19 protein-coding genes are annotated in these 15,147 nt (G+C 72.1%); 6 read left to right on the top strand and 13 right to left on the bottom strand.

Features of this window, described 5'->3' with window-relative positions; all coding sequences use genetic code 11:
• Positions 1–10: 10 nt before the first annotated feature.
• Positions 11–997: an asparaginase gene (locus tag IE145_RS09930; protein WP_189520553.1), complete on the bottom strand. Its 987-nt coding sequence runs from the start codon at positions 995–997 to the stop codon at positions 11–13.
• A 51-nt stretch (positions 998–1,048) separates the two neighbouring features.
• Entirely contained in the window at positions 1,049–1,696 is a 648-nt protein-coding gene (locus IE145_RS09925; protein ID WP_229825465.1) for an RsiG family protein, read from the bottom strand.
• Positions 1,697–1,811: 115 nt separating this feature from the next.
• Between IE145_RS09925 and dtd the strand changes: the two genes are divergently transcribed.
• The gene (gene dtd / locus IE145_RS09920; protein WP_189520552.1) at positions 1,812–2,261 is read left to right on the top strand and encodes a D-aminoacyl-tRNA deacylase; all 450 of its coding nucleotides are present in this window, start codon (positions 1,812–1,814) and stop codon (positions 2,259–2,261) included.
• Positions 2,262–2,276: 15 nt separating this feature from the next.
• Here dtd and ygfZ read toward each other — a convergent pair whose 3' ends face one another.
• Genes ygfZ through IE145_RS09905 form a run of 3 tightly spaced genes read right to left on the bottom strand, consistent with a single transcriptional unit; the run spans position 2,277 to position 4,410 of the window.
• Positions 2,277–3,242: a CAF17-like 4Fe-4S cluster assembly/insertion protein YgfZ gene (gene ygfZ / locus IE145_RS09915; protein WP_189520551.1), complete on the bottom strand. Its 966-nt coding sequence runs from the start codon at positions 3,240–3,242 to the stop codon at positions 2,277–2,279.
• A gap of 10 nt (positions 3,243–3,252) precedes the next feature.
• Complete coding sequence (locus IE145_RS09910; RefSeq protein WP_189520550.1) at positions 3,253–3,780, bottom strand: Fur family transcriptional regulator; 528 nt, start codon at positions 3,778–3,780, stop codon at positions 3,253–3,255.
• Between the two features lie 57 nt (positions 3,781–3,837).
• Positions 3,838–4,410 carry a heme-binding beta-barrel domain-containing protein gene (locus tag IE145_RS09905; RefSeq protein WP_032781356.1) on the bottom strand — a complete coding sequence of 191 codons (573 nt, stop codon included), beginning with the start codon at positions 4,408–4,410 and terminating at the stop codon, positions 3,838–3,840.
• 358 nt (positions 4,411–4,768) lie between these two features.
• On the opposite strand from IE145_RS09905, the gene IE145_RS09900 reads away from it, so the two are divergent.
• Positions 4,769–5,131, top strand: a complete 363-nt coding sequence (locus IE145_RS09900) for a DsrE family protein (protein ID WP_093807666.1) — start codon at positions 4,769–4,771, stop codon at positions 5,129–5,131.
• A gap of 42 nt (positions 5,132–5,173) precedes the next feature.
• Here the strand turns inward: IE145_RS09900 and IE145_RS09895 are convergent, their stop codons facing one another.
• From IE145_RS09895 to IE145_RS09865, 8 genes are all read right to left on the bottom strand, one after another.
• Complete coding sequence (locus tag IE145_RS09895) at positions 5,174–5,431, bottom strand: DUF3099 domain-containing protein (protein WP_189520549.1); 258 nt, start codon at positions 5,429–5,431, stop codon at positions 5,174–5,176.
• Positions 5,432–5,624: 193 nt separating this feature from the next.
• A complete protein-coding gene (locus tag IE145_RS09890; protein WP_003968135.1) occupies positions 5,625–5,912 on the bottom strand; it encodes a DUF1416 domain-containing protein in 288 nt (95 codons plus the stop codon).
• 38 nt (positions 5,913–5,950) lie between these two features.
• Complete coding sequence (locus tag IE145_RS09885) at positions 5,951–6,790, bottom strand: sulfurtransferase (protein WP_189520548.1); 840 nt, start codon at positions 6,788–6,790, stop codon at positions 5,951–5,953.
• Between the two features lie 186 nt (positions 6,791–6,976).
• Positions 6,977–7,057 (bottom strand): putative leader peptide, encoded by an 81-nt coding sequence (locus IE145_RS33925; RefSeq protein WP_350310325.1) that lies wholly within the window; start codon positions 7,055–7,057, stop codon positions 6,977–6,979.
• A gap of 185 nt (positions 7,058–7,242) precedes the next feature.
• Complete coding sequence (locus tag IE145_RS09880; protein WP_189520547.1) at positions 7,243–7,932, bottom strand: LmeA family phospholipid-binding protein; 690 nt, start codon at positions 7,930–7,932, stop codon at positions 7,243–7,245.
• A 233-nt stretch (positions 7,933–8,165) separates the two neighbouring features.
• Positions 8,166–9,644 (bottom strand): hypothetical protein, encoded by a 1,479-nt coding sequence (locus IE145_RS09875; protein WP_189520546.1) that lies wholly within the window; start codon positions 9,642–9,644, stop codon positions 8,166–8,168.
• Between the two features lie 10 nt (positions 9,645–9,654).
• Complete coding sequence (locus tag IE145_RS09870; RefSeq protein ID WP_006125697.1) at positions 9,655–9,909, bottom strand: MoaD/ThiS family protein; 255 nt, start codon at positions 9,907–9,909, stop codon at positions 9,655–9,657.
• Positions 9,910–9,971: 62 nt separating this feature from the next.
• The gene (locus IE145_RS09865) at positions 9,972–10,847 is read right to left on the bottom strand and encodes an alpha/beta hydrolase (protein ID WP_189520545.1); all 876 of its coding nucleotides are present in this window, start codon (positions 10,845–10,847) and stop codon (positions 9,972–9,974) included.
• A gap of 344 nt (positions 10,848–11,191) precedes the next feature.
• Between IE145_RS09865 and IE145_RS09860 the strand changes: the two genes are divergently transcribed.
• From IE145_RS09860 to IE145_RS09845, 4 genes are all read left to right on the top strand, one after another.
• Positions 11,192–12,010 carry a response regulator transcription factor gene (locus IE145_RS09860; protein WP_189520544.1) on the top strand — a complete coding sequence of 273 codons (819 nt, stop codon included), beginning with the start codon at positions 11,192–11,194 and terminating at the stop codon, positions 12,008–12,010.
• Between the two features lie 24 nt (positions 12,011–12,034).
• The gene (locus IE145_RS09855; RefSeq protein ID WP_189520543.1) at positions 12,035–13,075 is read left to right on the top strand and encodes a LacI family DNA-binding transcriptional regulator; all 1,041 of its coding nucleotides are present in this window, start codon (positions 12,035–12,037) and stop codon (positions 13,073–13,075) included.
• 103 nt (positions 13,076–13,178) lie between these two features.
• On the top strand, positions 13,179–14,261 hold the full coding sequence (locus IE145_RS09850; protein ID WP_189520542.1) for a S1C family serine protease: 1,083 nt from the start codon (positions 13,179–13,181) through the stop codon (positions 14,259–14,261).
• Between the two features lie 70 nt (positions 14,262–14,331).
• A complete protein-coding gene (locus tag IE145_RS09845) occupies positions 14,332–15,072 on the top strand; it encodes a response regulator transcription factor (protein ID WP_189520541.1) in 741 nt (246 codons plus the stop codon).
• Positions 15,073–15,147 lie beyond the last annotated feature (75 nt).

Here is a 15,147-nt window from a genome sequence, read left to right as displayed (position 1 = left end):
CAGGCACGGTTCAGAATGTCGCCCGAATTTCCCCGACCTCGGCCGCCCCGCCGAGCAGCGGCGCCCGTCCGATCCTGGCGACCACCGGGGCATCGACGCCCAGCAGCTCCAGGGCGCGGGCGAGCACCGGGCCGAGGGCCCGGCCCGCTCCGTCGTCGATCTTGAAGGCGAGGGCCCGACCGTCGGCGAGGGCGACCGCCTGGACGGCCTCGGCGCCCATCTTGGAGAGCGTCCCGGGCACCTCACGCATCAGCCAGGTGTCGGGGCGCCGGGTGCCCGCCACGTACTCCGGGTGGGCCCGCATCGCGTCGGCGACCCGTCGCTCGGCGGTCCCGGGCTCCGCGAGCACGAAGGAGCGGTAGGCGCGGGCCAGACCGGTCAGTCCGATCGCCATCAGCGGGGCCCCGCAGCCGTCCGTGCCGAGGGCCGCGACGGGCTCGCCCGCGGCCTCGGCGACGACCTGGCCGACGAGCCGCTGGAGCGGGTGGGCGGGGTCCAGGTAGGTGGCGGTGTCCCAGCCGTTGCGGACGCAGACGGCGAGCATCGCGGCGTGCTTGCCGGAGCAGTTCATCGTGATCCGCTCGCGTACGTTCCCGGCCGCGAGGTACGTCTCCGCCTCCACCGGGTCCAGCGGCAGGTCGGGCGGGGTCCGGAGATCGGCGGTGCTCAGTCCGTACTCGGCGAGCATCTTCCGCGCGAGGTCGAGGTGGAAGGGCTCCCCGGAGTGGCTCGCGGCGGCCAGCGCCAGCCGCTCGCCCGACAGGTCGAGGCCCGCCCGCAGGATCGCGGCGGCCTGCATCGGCTTGTTGGAGGACCGGGGGAAGACCGGCGCCGCCGGGTCGCCGATCGCCCGCTCCACGCTGCCGTCGGCGGCCAGCAGGACCAGCGACCCCCGGTGGTGGCCTTCGGTGAATCCGGAGCGCACGACCTCGGCCAGGACGGGCGGGGTGGCCGCCGGGGCGGAGGATATGGCGGACGGGGCGTCGCTCGATGTCATGGGTGACCTTCCGGGGACGGGGGTGCGGGACCCGCGCCCGGAAGGATCGCTTCAGGCGAGCAGGTCGTCCACTTGTGCTTCCCCGTCACGGTACCTGCGGGCGATCTCCGCGCCGCAATCGTCGGCCGTGCGCTGGAGCTCGTGACGACGCCGGGAGACCTGCTGTTCGTAGCGGACGAGCCGACCCATCGCCGTGTGCAGTTCCTCGTCCGTCCGGGCGTCCAGGTCGGACAGCTCGACCTCGGCGAGGTTCTCGGCGGCGAGCTGCCGGAACTCGTCGCCGCGCGGCGTCGTCAGCGTGACGTGCCGGGCGGAGGAGCGGTGCCGGGACGGGGTGTCGGCCAGGATCTCCGAGAGCCGGTCGACCACCGCGGCGTCCTCCACCGGCGCCTCCGGGTCCCGGCGGCGGGCCAGTTCGGCCCGGAGGATGTCGATCCGGCCCTGCACGAGTCGGCGTACGTAACTGAGATCGGCCTCGTCGCGCTGGGCCTCCCGGCGCAGCGTCCGCAGCTCCGGCAGCCGCAGCCCGCCGAACCCCGCGTCGCCGCCGGCCTGCTCCGGCACGGTGGCGGTGGCGGGCGTGGCGGGTGGCACCACGGGAGCATGTCCCGGCAGACTGCGCTGTACGGGTGACCTCAGGGTGCTGGTACGGGCCCCCGGTACGGCACCGGGAGATTGTCCTGCTCCATATGTGCTCATGCTGTTTTGTCCCCTCGACCGGTGCGTCGGCACACCGACATCGTGCATCGTGCCACCCCGGCCCGTGCCCCCGCTGGCGTCTTGTACCCGTTCAGCCCAAGATAGGTTGGTCTGTATGCGTGCAGTGGTACAGAGAGTGGATGGCGCGAGCGTCTCCGTCGCCGGCGCGACGGACGACCCGTCGGCCCCGGGAATCGTCGGGGAGATCGTCGGCGAGGGCCTGTGTGTACTGGTCGGGGTCACCCATGACGACACCCCCGAGAAGGCGGCGCAGCTGGCCCGCAAGCTCTGGTCGGTGCGCATTCTGGAGGGCGAGAAGTCCTGTTCGGATGTGAATGCGCCCCTCCTGGTGATTTCTCAGTTCACTCTCTACGGGGACGCCCGCAAGGGGCGCCGGCCCACCTGGAACGCCGCCGCGCCGGGCGAGGTCGCCGAGCCGCTGGTGGACGAGGTGGTGGCGCAGCTGCGGGCGCTCGGGGCGCACGTCGAGACGGGCCGGTTCGGAGCGGACATGCGCGTCTCGCTCACGAACCACGGCCCGTTCACGGTGATCGTCGAGGTGTAGCCGTACGGGGCGTGCTTACGGCTCGACGACCGTCTCCTGAGCGGCCGCCGTGTCCCCGGCGATCAGCTCCGCGTCGACGGCCACGTTCCGCTTGACCAGGGCCAGGGCGATCGGGCCCAGTTCGTGGTGGCGGGCCGAGGTGGTGATGAAGCCGAGCTGGCGGCCTTCGGGACCGTCGGCGGCCAGCCGTACCGGTGTGCCGTGGCCGGGCAGGTGCACCTCGCTGCCGTCCAGGTGCAGGAAGACGAGCCGGCGCGGCGGCTTCCCCAGGTTGTGGACGCGGGCCACGGTCTCCTGGCCCCGGTAGCAGCCCTTCTGGAGGTGGACGGCGGTGCCGATCCAGCCCAGCTCGTGCGGGATGGTGCGGTGGTCGGTCTCGAAGCCGACGCGCGGCCGGTGCCCCTCGACGCGCAGCGCCTCGTAGGCCAGGATCCCGGCGGCGGGCCCATGGGTGGCGGCGAACGCCTCCAGGTCCTCGCGCGGCAGGAACAGGTCCCGGCCCTGCGGGGTCTCCCGTACGGTCACCCCGTCCGGGGCCTCGGCGATGGAGCCGACCGGGAGGTGGACGACGGCGATGTCCTGGGTCCGGTCGGCGACCTCGACCCGGTAGAAGAACTTCATCGACTCCAGATAGGCGATCAGCTCGGCCTGGGTGTCGGGTTCGACGTGCATCCACACCGTCGTGCCGTCGTCCACCAGATACATCGCGTGCTCGATGTGCCCGTTGGCGGAGAGGATGAGCGCCTCGGTGGCCCGGTGCGGGGCGAGGTCGCTGACGTGCTGGGTGAGCAGCAGGTGCAGCCAGCTCAGCCGGTCGTCGCCGGTGACGGTGACGACGCCCCGGTGGGAGAGGTCGACGAAGCCGTTGCCGTCGGCGAGGGCGCGTTGCTCGCGGAACAGGTCGCCGTAGTGCGCGGCGACACCTTCGTCGCGGCCTTCGGCGGGGACGGCGCCGGGCAGGGACAGCAGGGGGCTCTTCATGCCGCCCAGCCTACGACTTGGCGGAGGCGTCCTTCGCGGCGTCCTGCGCCTTCCCCGCCGCCTCCGTCTTCGCGGCGTCCCGCGCCTTGCCCGCCGCCTCCGTCTTCGCGGGCTCCGTCCTCGCCGCCGTGCAGTCCGCGCAGCGGCCGAAGATCGCGAAGTGCTTCATGTCCGTGTCGAAGCCGAAGTCGGCGCGCAGCTTCTCCGTGAACTCCGCGACGACGGACAGGTCCGCCTCGATGACGTCCTTGCAGTCCCGGCAGACCAGGTGGATGTGGTGGTGCCGGTCGGCCAGGTGGTACGAGGGGGCGCCGTGGCCGAGATGTGTGTGGCTGACCAGCCCGAGCTCTTCGAGGAGCTCCAGGGTCCGGTAGACGGTGGAGATGTTCACGCCGGACGCCGTCTTGCGCACCTCGCACAGGATGTCGTCCGGAGTGCCGTGCTCCAGGGCGTCGACCGCCTCCAGGACGAGCTGCCGCTGGGGCGTCAGCCGGTAGCCGCGCTGCCGAAGATCGGTCTTCCAGTCGGTGGTCACCACACGCCCAGTCTAGGACGTGTGGTCAAACCCCGGCCGGTCCCGCGGTCCTGGCTGTTCCTACTTGAAGAAAGCGATGCCGTCGTCCGGCATGTCCTCGAGGTTCCGCGCCATCTCGGCGACCTCCTCGGGGGTGACGACCTTCTTCAGGTGCGCCGACATGTACGGGCGCAGCTCGACGTCGGGGGTGGCCTTCTCGCCGACCCACATCAGGTCGCTGTTGACGTACCCGTAGAGCCGCTTGCCACCGCTGTACGGGCCGGAGGCCGCCGTGCGGGCGACCGCGTCGGTGACCAGGTCGATCTGCGGCTTCTGGTCGGCCAGCTCGCCGTACCAGATCTCGATGACGCCCTGGTCGCGGGACATGACGACCTCGACCTTGCGGTCCTTGTCGATGCGCCAGTAGCCGCTCTCGGTCTCCAGCGGCCGGACCTGCTTGCCCTCGCCGTCCAGGACCCAGGTGTGGGAGACGTACTCAAGGAAGTCCCGGCCGTCGTGGCTGAAGGTGACTTCCTGGCCGAAGTTGCACTTCTCGGCACCGGGGAAGTCGGACACGCCCGCGCCCGCCCAGTTGCCGAGGAGGAAGGCCAGCGGGACGAGGTCCGGGTGGAGGTCGGACGGAATCTCGATCATGAGCGGCTCAGACGATCTGTGAGGGTGCGAGCGGTGGGCGGGAACCGACGGCCGACGAGGGTCAGCGCTGGCCCTGATACAGCTTCTTCACGGTGAGCGCGGCGAAGGCGGTGACGCCCACGCAGACCAGGACCAGCAGGGCGGTGAAGAAGGCTTCAAGCACGGGGAGCTCCTCGTGACGGGCGGTTGGGCGGCGGTGACAGGGCCGGGCCCCCAGCCTAATGGGTGGGGGCCCGGTCTTCTCGTTCAGGTGTCGGCCCGGCGGGAGGCTGCCGTCCGGGCAGGTGCGGACGGATGCCGGCGGATGCCGTCGGATGCCGTCAGATGTCGTCGGACACGGATGGATACAGTTCGCGATATGCCGAAGAAGCTCGTGATCAAGGTGACCGCCGGGCCCGAGGCCGCCGAGCGCTGTTCGCAGGCCTTCACCGTGGCGGCCGTGGGGGTCGCCAGCGGGGTGGAGGTCTCGCTCTGGCTGACCGGGGAGTCCTCGTGGTTCGCGCTGCCGGGCCGGGCCGCCGAGTTCGAACTGCCGCACGCCGCCCCGCTGCCCGACCTGCTGGACTCGATCCTGGCGGGCGGCCGGATCACCCTGTGCACCCAGTGCGCGGCCCGGCGCGACATCACCGAGAAGGACGTGCTGGAGGGCGTACGCATCGCGGGTGCGCAGGTCTTCGTGCAGGAGGCCATGGCGGACGACACGCAGGCGCTCGTCTACTGATCCCCCGCTCCTCCCCCCGCCCGGGCGGGGGGAGGCCAGGTCTCAGTGGCGTTTCTTGCCGTCCAGCTCGTCCCACCACGCGTCGGACTCCGGGTCACCGGAGGGGTCGTCCCACCAACGGTCCTCCGGGCCCCGCCGGTTGGCGATCATCGCGGCGATCGGCGGGATGACCATGGCGACGACGCACATGCCGACGGCGACGGGCATGGACCACAGGCGCACCACGGCCCAGGCGGACACGAAGAGCACGATGCATCCGCCCATCATCAGGAAGTAGTTCCTCCTGCGTCGGGCGTACATGCTTCCAGCGTAGGTCTCCGGCCGTCGGAGGGCACGAACCACGGACAGCACGAACCACTCGACGGCACGAAGCACCGGACGGCACGAAGGGCCGCCCCCCGCGTCAGGTGGCGTCCAACCCCCTGGGGTGCGGCCCTTCGGCCGTTCGGTGTGCCGGGAACAACGCGTCCCGGCGTGCCCTGATCCCTGAGGATCAGACGGCGATGGCGACCTCCGAGAGCCCGCCCGTCTGCGCGACGACCGTGCGGTCGGCGCTGCCGCCCGGCACCAGGGCGCGGAGCGTCCAGGTGCCTTCGGCGGCGTAGAACCGGAACTGTCCCGTCGCGGAGGTCGGGACCTCGGCGGTGAACTCGCCGGTCGAGTCCAGAAGACGCACGTAGCCGGTGACGGGCTCGCCGTCACGGGTCACGCTGCCCTGGATGGTGGTCTCACCGGGCTTGATCGTCGAAGCGTCGGGGCCACCGGCCTGTGCTCCACACATGGTTCTGTCCTTCGGTCGTCGTGGTGCTGGTCGGTGGGTTACTTGTTGGCGCCGAGCTCGATCGGCACGCCGACGAGGGAGCCGTACTCGGTCCAGGAACCGTCGTAGTTCTTGACGTTCTCCTGGCCGAGCAGCTCGTGGAGCACGAACCAGGTGAGCGCGGAGCGCTCACCGATGCGGCAGTAGGCGATGGTGTCCTTCGCCAGGTCGACCTGCTCGGCCTCGTAGAGGGCCTTCAGCTCGTCGTCCGACTTGAAGGTGCCGTCGTCGTTGGCGTTCTTCGACCACGGGATGTTGCGGGCGCTCGGCACGTGGCCGGGGCGCTGCGACTGCTCCTGCGGGAGGTGGGCCGGGGCGAGCAGCTTGCCGCTGAACTCGTCGGGCGAGCGCACGTCGACCAGGTTCTGGTTGCCGATGGCCTTGACGACGTCGTCGCGGTAGGCGCGGATCGACTCGTCCTGCGGCTTGGCCGTGTACCGGGTGGCCGGCCGCGTCGGGACGACGTCGGTCAGGTCGCGGGAGTCCAGCTCCCACTTCTTGCGGCCGCCGTCGAGGAGCTTGACGTTCTCGTGGCCGTACAGCTTGAAGTACCAGTAGGCGTACGACGCGAACCAGTTGTTGTTGCCGCCGTAGAGGACGACCAGCGTGTCGTTGGCGATGCCCTTCTCGCTGAGCAGCTTCTCGAAGCCGGCCTGGTCGACGAAGTCACGGCGGACCGGGTCCTGGAGGTCCTTGGTCCAGTCGATCCGGATCGCGTTCTTGATGTGGTTCTTCTCGTACGCCGAGGTGTCCTCGTCCACCTCGACGATCGCGACCTGCGGGTCGTCGATGTGGGCCTCGACCCAGTCGGCGTCTACCAGGACGTCGCTGCGGCTCATGCTGTTCTCCTCCGGGGCAGTCTGCGGCGGGGTGGTGCGAGATGCGGAGTTGCTGGGTGCGGGTGTACGCGCGGAGGCACGGAACGCGGCGCGTACGGGGCACGGGGCCGGCCCTGGTGACGGTCGGGGGTGACGGTCGGAGGGCCGGGGGAAGCGGGGTGGCTGCGACGGTGCGAGCGGTCCCGCTCAGAAGGTGCGACAGAGCATGGCGGCGACGCGGCACAGGTCTACTGCCCGCCGCTTCGTGAGATCCGCCTGTCGCTTCATGCGTCCGATCGTAGGGAGGTACGGACGGAGATGTCACCGTCGTGTCGCATGGTGAGACACGATCATCCGTGATGCGAGACGGAAGAGCGACGATCCGGCCCGGATCCGCTGCCGTGTCCCCCTGAGCCTGCCCCGCATCTGCGGACCGGACGCGGGTGTCTCACCATCCGGATCGGAGGGCCGGATCAGCCGGTCAGGGAGACGTCCGAGCCGGTCACCGAGATCTCCAGGCCCTTCTCGGTCACCTTGACCTCCTGGAGCTCCAGCCCCCTCGGCAGCCCGTCGATGTCGCCCTCGAAGTCGGTCTTCTTGCGGACCAGCTCCTCCACGCCGGGAATCCCCTCGCCCGGCACCTCGTCCGCACGCACCTTGATCGTGTGGCCGTCGACACGGGTCACGGTGGACAGCACGCTGCGCGAGATCGGCCGGCCGAGGACCTCGACCGTGCCGGTGACCTTCGCCTTGCCCTTGCCGCCGTACTCCACGACGACGCCGTCGCTGGCCGCCGCCGTGAGGTCCTCGTAGCTGACGAGCGCGGTGCCGGTGGCGCGGGTGGCGGTCGCGGTCCGGTAGCCGGAGCCGAGCTTCACGTCGTGGAGCCGGGCCCGGACCTCGCTGACCCGGATCGTGCGGCCCGCGGCGCTGGTCTTCATTCCGGTGAGGCTGACGTCGACCCGGTCGAGCTTCGATCCGGCGAGCTGGGTGAGGAAGGGGAAGCCCTTGATCGAGATCTCCGTCGTGGCGGGGCCGCCCCCGCTGATCGTGACCCGGTCCTCGGCCTCGGACTCGGCGAACCAGAGGGCCGCGCGGTCGACGGCGAGGAAGAGGCCGCCGAGCACCACCACCAGGACCAGCAGTATTCGCAGTGCGCGCATGTCTCGATTCCCCACCCTGAGCCGATCGGTCCCCCTGGCGCCCGTGAGCCTACTGCGGCAGGAGTGGACGCCCTGGATGATCGACGACCGACGGCCCCCCGGTGGTTCCCGAGGGGCCGTCAGCAGCCGTACGAAGCAGATGTCGGCGGTCAGCCCCAGGCGGTCGGTCGTCGGCGGTCGGTCGTCGGCGGTCGGTCGTCGGCGGTCGGTCGCAGGCGGTCGGTCGCAGGCGGTCAGAGGAGGGCGCGGCCGACCACGTGGACGGCCGGGGCCGCCAGGGTCAGCGGCAGCGCCACCCCGGCGGTCATGTGCACGAACCGGGACGGGTAGTCGTAGCTCGCCACGCGCAGCCCGATGAGCGCGCAGCCGGCCACCGCGAGACCGAGCAACGTGCCCTGCGGACCGAGGTCGGTCGAGTTGCCGAGGACGAGGCCCGCGCCGACCCCCGTGACCAGCGCCATCACGAGGGAGGCCGCGCCGGGCAGCGGGAGGGCGCGGACGAGCGTGGCCGCCGCCACGGCCGCCCCGCCGACGACCACCGCGTCCGGGTCCGCCGCGAGGAACCCGCCCGCGAGCACCGCGAGGGCCGCGGAGACGACGGTGGCCATCAGGCCGTACATCCGCTCGTCGGCCCCCGCGTGGCTGCGGAGCTGGAGGACCACGGTGAGCAGCACCCAGACGCCCAGGGTGCCCAGCAGCGCGGCCGGACCGTGCTCCCGGCCCGCCACGAGCAGGGCGACATCGGCGACCAGGCCCCCGGCGAAGGCGAGCGCGATGCCCTGGCGGGCGGGCCACATGCCGTTGAGCCGGAACCAGCCGGCGGCCGTCACCGCCTGGAGGAGCACCACCGCGACGAGCAGGGCGTACGTCCCGATCGCCGCGCCGCCCGCGAGCAGCAGGCCGAGCGCGGCGGTGAGCGCCGCGGGCTGGATCCCCGGCGCGATGATCGGCGAGCGCCCCTCGGCTCGGGCCCGCTGGGCGTCGGTGACACGGGCGTTGCCCAGCGTCGTGGGCGCGCTGTAGCCGGTGTCGCCGGGGCCCGACTGCGCGGTGGCGGGCGCGGGCGCGGTCCCCGGCTCGGACACGGCCGCGGGTGCGGCCGGCGTGGCGGGTGCGGCCGGCGTGGCCGGAACCTCGGGCGGCAGCGGGTAGGAGCCCGAGGCTCCCTGGGGCGGCAGGTAGGCGGTGTCGGCGGCCGAGGGCGGGTACGCGTGCCGCTGGTCCTGCCGCTGCTGCTGTCCCTGCCCCTGGGACTGCTGGTGCTGCTGGGGGTACGAAGGCTGAGGCTGAGGCGTCCCGTACGGATCCGGCGCGGGCTGCTGTCGCCCGTACGGCTCCGAGTGAGACTGCGGCTGCTGCCCGTACGGCTCCGCGTGAGACTGCGGCTGCTGCGCGTACGGCTCCGCGTGAGGCTGCGACTGCTGCGCGTACGGATCCGGCTGCCGGCCGTACCCGGGGCCCTCCCCGTAACCGTGCGCCTGCCCGTACCCCTGGCTCTGCCCCGGGTCCCCGTCCGGGCGGATCGTCGGCTGGTACTGGGTGTCCCAGGTCGGTGCCTGCCACGTCTGCGTACCGCCCTGGTCGAAGGCGGCCGGCTCCTTGGGCCCGGCGTGCTGCCCGGCCGTCCCGTCGGGCCACTGCGGCGCGGGCGGCGGCTGCTGCCGCTGCTCGGGGTCGTACGGATACGGGTACTGCTGATCGCTGCTGCTCATGGCCTGCGGTTCACCCTCCTGCGAACGGCGGGAGCACCTCGACCGTGCCGCCCTCGGCAAGGCGTACGGTCTCATGCTCGCGGGTCCCCACGGGGTCCCCGTCGACGAGGAACGAGCACCGCCGGAGCACCTGGCTCAGCTCGCCGGGGTGCCTCTCGCGCACCGCGTCGAGGGCCTCGGCGAGGGTCGCCGCCGCGTACGGCTCCTCCGCGGTGCCCGCGGCAGCCTTCGCCGCGGCCCAGTAGCGGATCGTCCCCGCTGCCATGGCGCCACTCCTTCGGTCGGTCGGTTCGTCGGACGCCTCGTGCGTCAGCTCTCCATGATGGGTCACGCGGGCGGTGCGCCCGTCGCCCAGTCGGCGATGCGGGCCAGGAGGGCGTCGTCCGCCGCGTCCTCCGCGTGCCCCATCCCGCGCTCCAGCCACAGCTCCGCGCCGCCGGGACCGGCCGCCTCCGCCAGCATCCTCGGGTGGTCCAGCGGGAAGTACGGGTCCCGGTCGCCGTGGACGAGCAGCAGCGGGGCCGGGGCGATGAGCGGGACCGAGGCGACCGGGGAGAGCGGGACGGGGTCCCAGTCCTCCGTGGCGATACGGGTGCGGAATCCGTAGCGGCCGACGAGGCGGCCCGAGGGGCGGGTGACCACCCAGTGCAGCCGGCGCATCGGGGCCGTCCCCCGGTAGTACCAACGGGCGGGCGCGCTGACGGAGACCACCGCATCCGAGTGCGCCCCTGTGCGCTGTGTGCGCCCCTCGCGCTCCGGCACGCGAACGGGTGTATCCCCGGCCGCGGATTCCGCCCCCTCGGCGACGGGGTCCGCCGCGTACAGAGCGCCGTGCCGGAGCACCACCGAGCCGCCCATCGAGAACCCGACCGTCACCACCCGGGTGTGCCCGAGCTGCCGCGCCCAGGCCACCGCCGCCGCCAGGTCCAGCACCTCGCGGTCGCCCACCGTGGACCGCCCGCCGGACCGCCCGTGCCCCCGGAACGAGAACGTGATCACGGCCGCACGCTGGGCGAACACCCGCGCGGCACGGCGTACGGCGGGACGGTCGGCCGACCCGGTGAACCCGTGCGCGACGACGATCGCGGGAGTCGTCGCCGAGGTCGCGGAGAGGGCCCCGGAGGCCCCGCCGCCCGGGGCTCCGAAGCCCGCCGTACACGGTTCGTACACCGCCTCGACCGGCACGCCGTCATCCGTCAGCAACGTGGCGCATCGTGGGGGTGGCGTGAGCAAGGGAACAGAGGAACCCCGGAATCGACCCTCGGACACGGAACTCATGTGGGCTATTCTGCTGCGAAGAGGATCCGGGCAAAGCAGCCCCCGGGTCCTTTTGTGCTTTACGGGCGTTGTTACGACGACGTTTCCACAAGCTCAGCGGTCCCCGGGGCGCGGGACCGCACGCAACACCCGCTTGACGTACGAAGCAGTGCCGCATACTCCCCCGGGTCCGGCCCGGGAGTGCCCCTCTCGCAGGGAACGAGGAGGACCGACGTAATGGGCGAGCGAACCGTGCAACACGATCGACCGAACCGGGCAGGTGGGCGGCGATGAGTTCACTGCTGCTTCTGACGAACGCACTCCAGCCGTCGACGGAGGTGCTTCCCGCCCTCGGCCTTCTGCTCCACAGCGTGCGCGTGGCCCCCGCCGAGGGCCCGGCCCTCGTGGACACCCCGGGCGCCGACGTGATCCTCGTCGACGGGCGGCGCGACCTTCCGCAGGTCCGCTCGCTCTGTCAGCTGCTGCGGTCCACGGGACCCGGCTGCCCGCTGATCCTCGTCGTCACCGAGGGCGGTCTCGCGGCCGTCACCGCCGACTGGGGCGTGGACGACGTCCTGCTGGACACGGCGGGACCGGCGGAGGTCGAGGCGCGGCTGCGGCTCGCCATGGGCCGCCAGCAGATCACCTCCGACGACTCCCCGATGGAGATCCGCAACGGTGATCTCTCCGTCGACGAGGCGACGTACAGCGCGAAACTCAAGGGCCGGGTCCTGGACCTGACCTTCAAGGAATTCGAACTGCTGAAATACCTGGCCCAGCACCCGGGCCGGGTGTTCACCCGCGCCCAGCTCCTCCAGGAGGTCTGGGGGTACGACTACTTCGGCGGTACGCGGACGGTCGACGTCCACGTACGGCGGCTGCGCGCCAAGCTCGGCCCCGAGCACGAGTCGCTGATCGGGACCGTCCGCAACGTCGGCTACCGCTTCGTCGTCCCGGAGAAGGTGGAGCGCGCGGCGGAGGAGGCGAAGGAGCGCGCGGGCGGGCGGCCGAAGGCGGAGGGACCCGACTCCCGGCCTGTCGCCCGTTCGGAGCAGTCCTCTTCGGCCACGGCGGAGCAAGAAGCCCCGGTCCGGGCTGCCAAGGGATAGGTCCATCCGCGTAGACTGCCGCGCGTGGCCAAGGTGACGCGGGACGATGTGGCGAGACTGGCGGGGACGTCGACCGCGGTCGTCAGCTACGTCATCAACAACGGACCCCGGCCGGTCGCCCCGGCCACGCGCGAGCGGGTGCTCGCCGCGATCAAGCAGCTGGGCTACCGGCCCGACCGGGTCGCCCAGGCCATGGCCTCGCGCCGCACGGACCTCATAGGCATGATCGTGCCGGACGCCCGCCAGCCGTTCTTCGCGGAGATGGCGCACGCGGTCGAACAGGCCGCCGCCGAGCGCGGGAAAATGGTGCTGGTCGGCAATTCCGACTACCGCGACGAGCGCGAGGTCCACTATCTGCGGGCTTTCCTCGGGATGCGGGTCTCCGGGCTGATCCTGGTCAGCCAGGGCCCCAGCGAGCGCGCCGCCGCCGAGATCGAGGCCTGGGACGCCCGGGTCGTCCTGCTGCACGAGCGCCCCGAGGCGATCGACGACGTCGCCGTCGTCACCGACGACGTGGGCGGCGCCCAGCTCGCCACCCGGCATCTGCTGGAGCACGGCCATCCGTACGTGGCCTGCCTCGGCGGGACGGAGGAGACCCCGGCGGTCGGCGACCCGGTCGCCGACCACGTCGAGGGCTGGCGGCGGGCGATGCACGAGTCGGGCCGCTCCACGGAGGGCCGGCTGTTCCAGGCCCCGTACAACCGCTACGACGCCTACCAGGTGGCCCTCGGTCTCCTCTCCGGCCCCGACCGGCCGCCGGCGATCTTCTGCGCCACGGACGACCAGGCCTTCGGCGTGCTGCGGGCCGCCCGCGAGCTGCGCATCGACGTGCCGGGCGAGCTGGCGGTGGCGGGCTTCGACGACGTGAAGGAGGCGGGTCTCACGGACCCGCCGCTGACCACGGTCCACTCCGACCGTCCGGCGATGGCACGGGCGGCCGTGGACCTGGTCCTGGACGACGCGCTGCGGGTCTCGGGATCGCGGCGGGAGCGGCTGAAGCAGTTCCCCTCGGCGCTGGTGGTCCGGCGCTCGTGCGGCTGCGGAGAGCCCACACCGTCCGTCTGACCGCCGGCCCCCGCCGGGTCTTTACAGCGGGCATACGCGGTTCTTCCGGGCTTCTCAGGACGTACTCAGGCCGTTCTCATCTTCGCCGCTCAGCCTGGTGGACATGACGGAGAACCTTCGCCCGAGCGGCGCGCACTCGACGGACCAGGACCCGACCTCGTACCCGTACGCCCCCTCCTACGCCACGGCGTACGACGGCACAACGGGCGCAACGGGCGCAACGGCGTACGACAGCGCTGCGGGCGGTTACCCCCCGCCGCCCGCGTACGCCCCCACCGCCGGCAGGCGCAGGGCGAAGCGGCCGGTGGCGCTGCTGGCGGCGGTGGCGATCGCGGCGGGTGTGATCGGCGGCGGCACCGCCACGCTCGTCGGCCATCTGAACGGCCAGAACGCGGCCGCCACCGCTTCGGGCGGCGCGGTCAACGGCACCACCGTCGCGCAGAGCAGCAAGGGCACGGTGGCGGGCGTCGCGGAGGCGGTCTCGCCCGCGATCGTGGAGATCGGCGCGGCCTCCTCGGCGGGCAGGTCCACCGGGTCCGGTGTGGTGATCACCGAGGACGGCGAGATCGTCACCAACAACCACGTCATCTCGGGCGCCCAGCAGATCCAGGTCACCCTCTCCACCGGCAAGACGTACACCGCCGACGTCGTGGGCACCGACCCCGACAAGGACCTGGCGCTCATCAAGCTCCGGAACGCGAGCGGGCTGAAGACGGCGCCGCTGGGCGACTCCTCCAAGGTCAAGGTCGGCGAGCAGGTCGTGGCGATCGGCTCGCCGGAGGGCCTGACCGGCACCGTCACCAGCGGGATCGTCTCCGCACTCGACCGGGACGTGACGGTCGCCAAGGACGACTCCGGCGGCTCCGGGCAGGGTCAGGGCCGGCAGGGTGGCGGCCAGGAGTGGCCCTTCGAGTTCGGCGGGCAGCAGTTCAACGGCGACACGGGCGAGGAGACCACCACGTACAAGGCGCTCCAGACCGACGCCTCGCTCAACCCCGGCAACTCCGGTGGCGCGCTGATCAACATGAACGGCGAGATCATCGGGATCAACTCGGCCATGTACTCGCCCAGTTCGTCTGCAGCGGGCAGCGGTTCCGCGGCCGGAAGCGTGGGTCTCGGCTTCGCGATCCCGGTGAACACGCTCAAGGCCGACCTGGACACCCTGCGCGCCGGGAACGGCTCCTGACCGTGCGAGGCTGAGAGTGCCCGCGCAGGGCGGACGGACCGGGTCGACACGAGAAGAGGACCAGACAGCGATGAGCCCCGCCGAAGACGATCCCCAGCGCATCCTGATCGTCGACGACGAGCCGGCCGTGCGCGAGGCGCTGCGGCGCAGCCTCGCCTTCGAGGGGTACGGGACGCAGGTCGCGGTCGACGGGTACGACGCCCTGGCGGTGGTCGAGACGTACGCCCCCGACCTCATCGTCCTGGACATCCAGATGCCCCGGATGGACGGCCTCACCGCCGCCCGGCGCATCCGGGCCACCGGCTCGACCACGCCCATCCTGATGCTCACCGCCCGCGACACCGTCGGGGACCGGGTCACCGGCCTCGACGCCGGGGCGGACGACTACCTGGTCAAGCCGTTCGAGCTGGACGAGCTGTTCGCCAGGATCCGGGCCCTGCTGCGCCGCAGCTCGTACGCGTCGGCAGCGGCGGCGGGCGCGGAGGCCCCCGACGACGACGTCCTGTCCTTCGCGGACCTGCGGATGGACCTGTCGACCCGCGAGGTCACCCGGGGCGGGCGGCGGGTGGAGCTGACCCGCACCGAGTTCACGCTCCTTGAGATGTTCCTGTCCCACCCCCGCCAGGTGCTGACCCGGGAGCAGATCCTCAAGGCCGTCTGGGGCTTCGACTTCGAGCCGAGCTCCAACTCCCTGGACGTGTACGTGATGTACCTGCGCCGCAAGACGGAGGCGGGCGGCGAGCCGCGCCTCGTCCACACCGTGCGCGGGGTGGGGTACGCGCTGCGGACGGGCGGGAGCGGGGAGGCGTGAGCGGGTCGTCGCCCATCGCGGACGGGCGGGGGCAGGAAGGCATGAGCGGGTCGTCGCCCATCTCCGACGGGCGGA

The organism is Streptomyces sindenensis, assembly GCF_014649035.1.
Lineage (GTDB): Bacteria > Actinomycetota > Actinomycetes > Streptomycetales > Streptomycetaceae > Streptomyces > Streptomyces sindenensis.
The sequence above is the reverse complement of the archived record's forward strand: the minus strand, read 5'-3'. Positions and strand labels throughout refer to the sequence as shown.

Bases quoted from the DNA above. Each gene is read 5' to 3' on its own strand.
- IE145_RS09925 (WP_229825465.1), bottom strand. From the start codon at position 1,696: ATGAGCACATATGGAGCAGGACAATCTCCCGGTGCCGTACCGGGGGCC.
- IE145_RS09875 (WP_189520546.1), bottom strand. From the start codon at position 9,644: ATGAGCAGCAGCGATCAGCAGTACCCGTATCCGTACGACCCCGAGCAG.
- ygfZ (WP_189520551.1), bottom strand. From the start codon at position 3,242: ATGAAGAGCCCCCTGCTGTCCCTGCCCGGCGCCGTCCCCGCCGAAGGC.
- IE145_RS09850 (WP_189520542.1), top strand. From the start codon at position 13,179: ATGACGGAGAACCTTCGCCCGAGCGGCGCGCACTCGACGGACCAGGAC.
- IE145_RS33925 (WP_350310325.1), bottom strand. From the start codon at position 7,057: ATGAAGCGACAGGCGGATCTCACGAAGCGGCGGGCAGTAGACCTGTGC.
- IE145_RS09885 (WP_189520548.1), bottom strand. From the start codon at position 6,790: ATGAGCCGCAGCGACGTCCTGGTAGACGCCGACTGGGTCGAGGCCCAC.
- IE145_RS09890 (WP_003968135.1), bottom strand. From the start codon at position 5,912: ATGTGTGGAGCACAGGCCGGTGGCCCCGACGCTTCGACGATCAAGCCC.
- IE145_RS09870 (WP_006125697.1), bottom strand. From the start codon at position 9,909: ATGGCAGCGGGGACGATCCGCTACTGGGCCGCGGCGAAGGCTGCCGCG.
- IE145_RS09880 (WP_189520547.1), bottom strand. From the start codon at position 7,932: ATGCGCGCACTGCGAATACTGCTGGTCCTGGTGGTGGTGCTCGGCGGC.
- IE145_RS09895 (WP_189520549.1), bottom strand. From the start codon at position 5,431: ATGTACGCCCGACGCAGGAGGAACTACTTCCTGATGATGGGCGGATGC.
- IE145_RS09930 (WP_189520553.1), bottom strand. From the start codon at position 997: ATGACATCGAGCGACGCCCCGTCCGCCATATCCTCCGCCCCGGCGGCC.
- dtd (WP_189520552.1), top strand. From the start codon at position 1,812: ATGCGTGCAGTGGTACAGAGAGTGGATGGCGCGAGCGTCTCCGTCGCC.
- IE145_RS09905 (WP_032781356.1), bottom strand. From the start codon at position 4,410: ATGATCGAGATTCCGTCCGACCTCCACCCGGACCTCGTCCCGCTGGCC.
- IE145_RS09860 (WP_189520544.1), top strand. From the start codon at position 11,192: ATGAGTTCACTGCTGCTTCTGACGAACGCACTCCAGCCGTCGACGGAG.
- IE145_RS09900 (WP_093807666.1), top strand. From the start codon at position 4,769: ATGCCGAAGAAGCTCGTGATCAAGGTGACCGCCGGGCCCGAGGCCGCC.
- IE145_RS09845 (WP_189520541.1), top strand. From the start codon at position 14,332: ATGAGCCCCGCCGAAGACGATCCCCAGCGCATCCTGATCGTCGACGAC.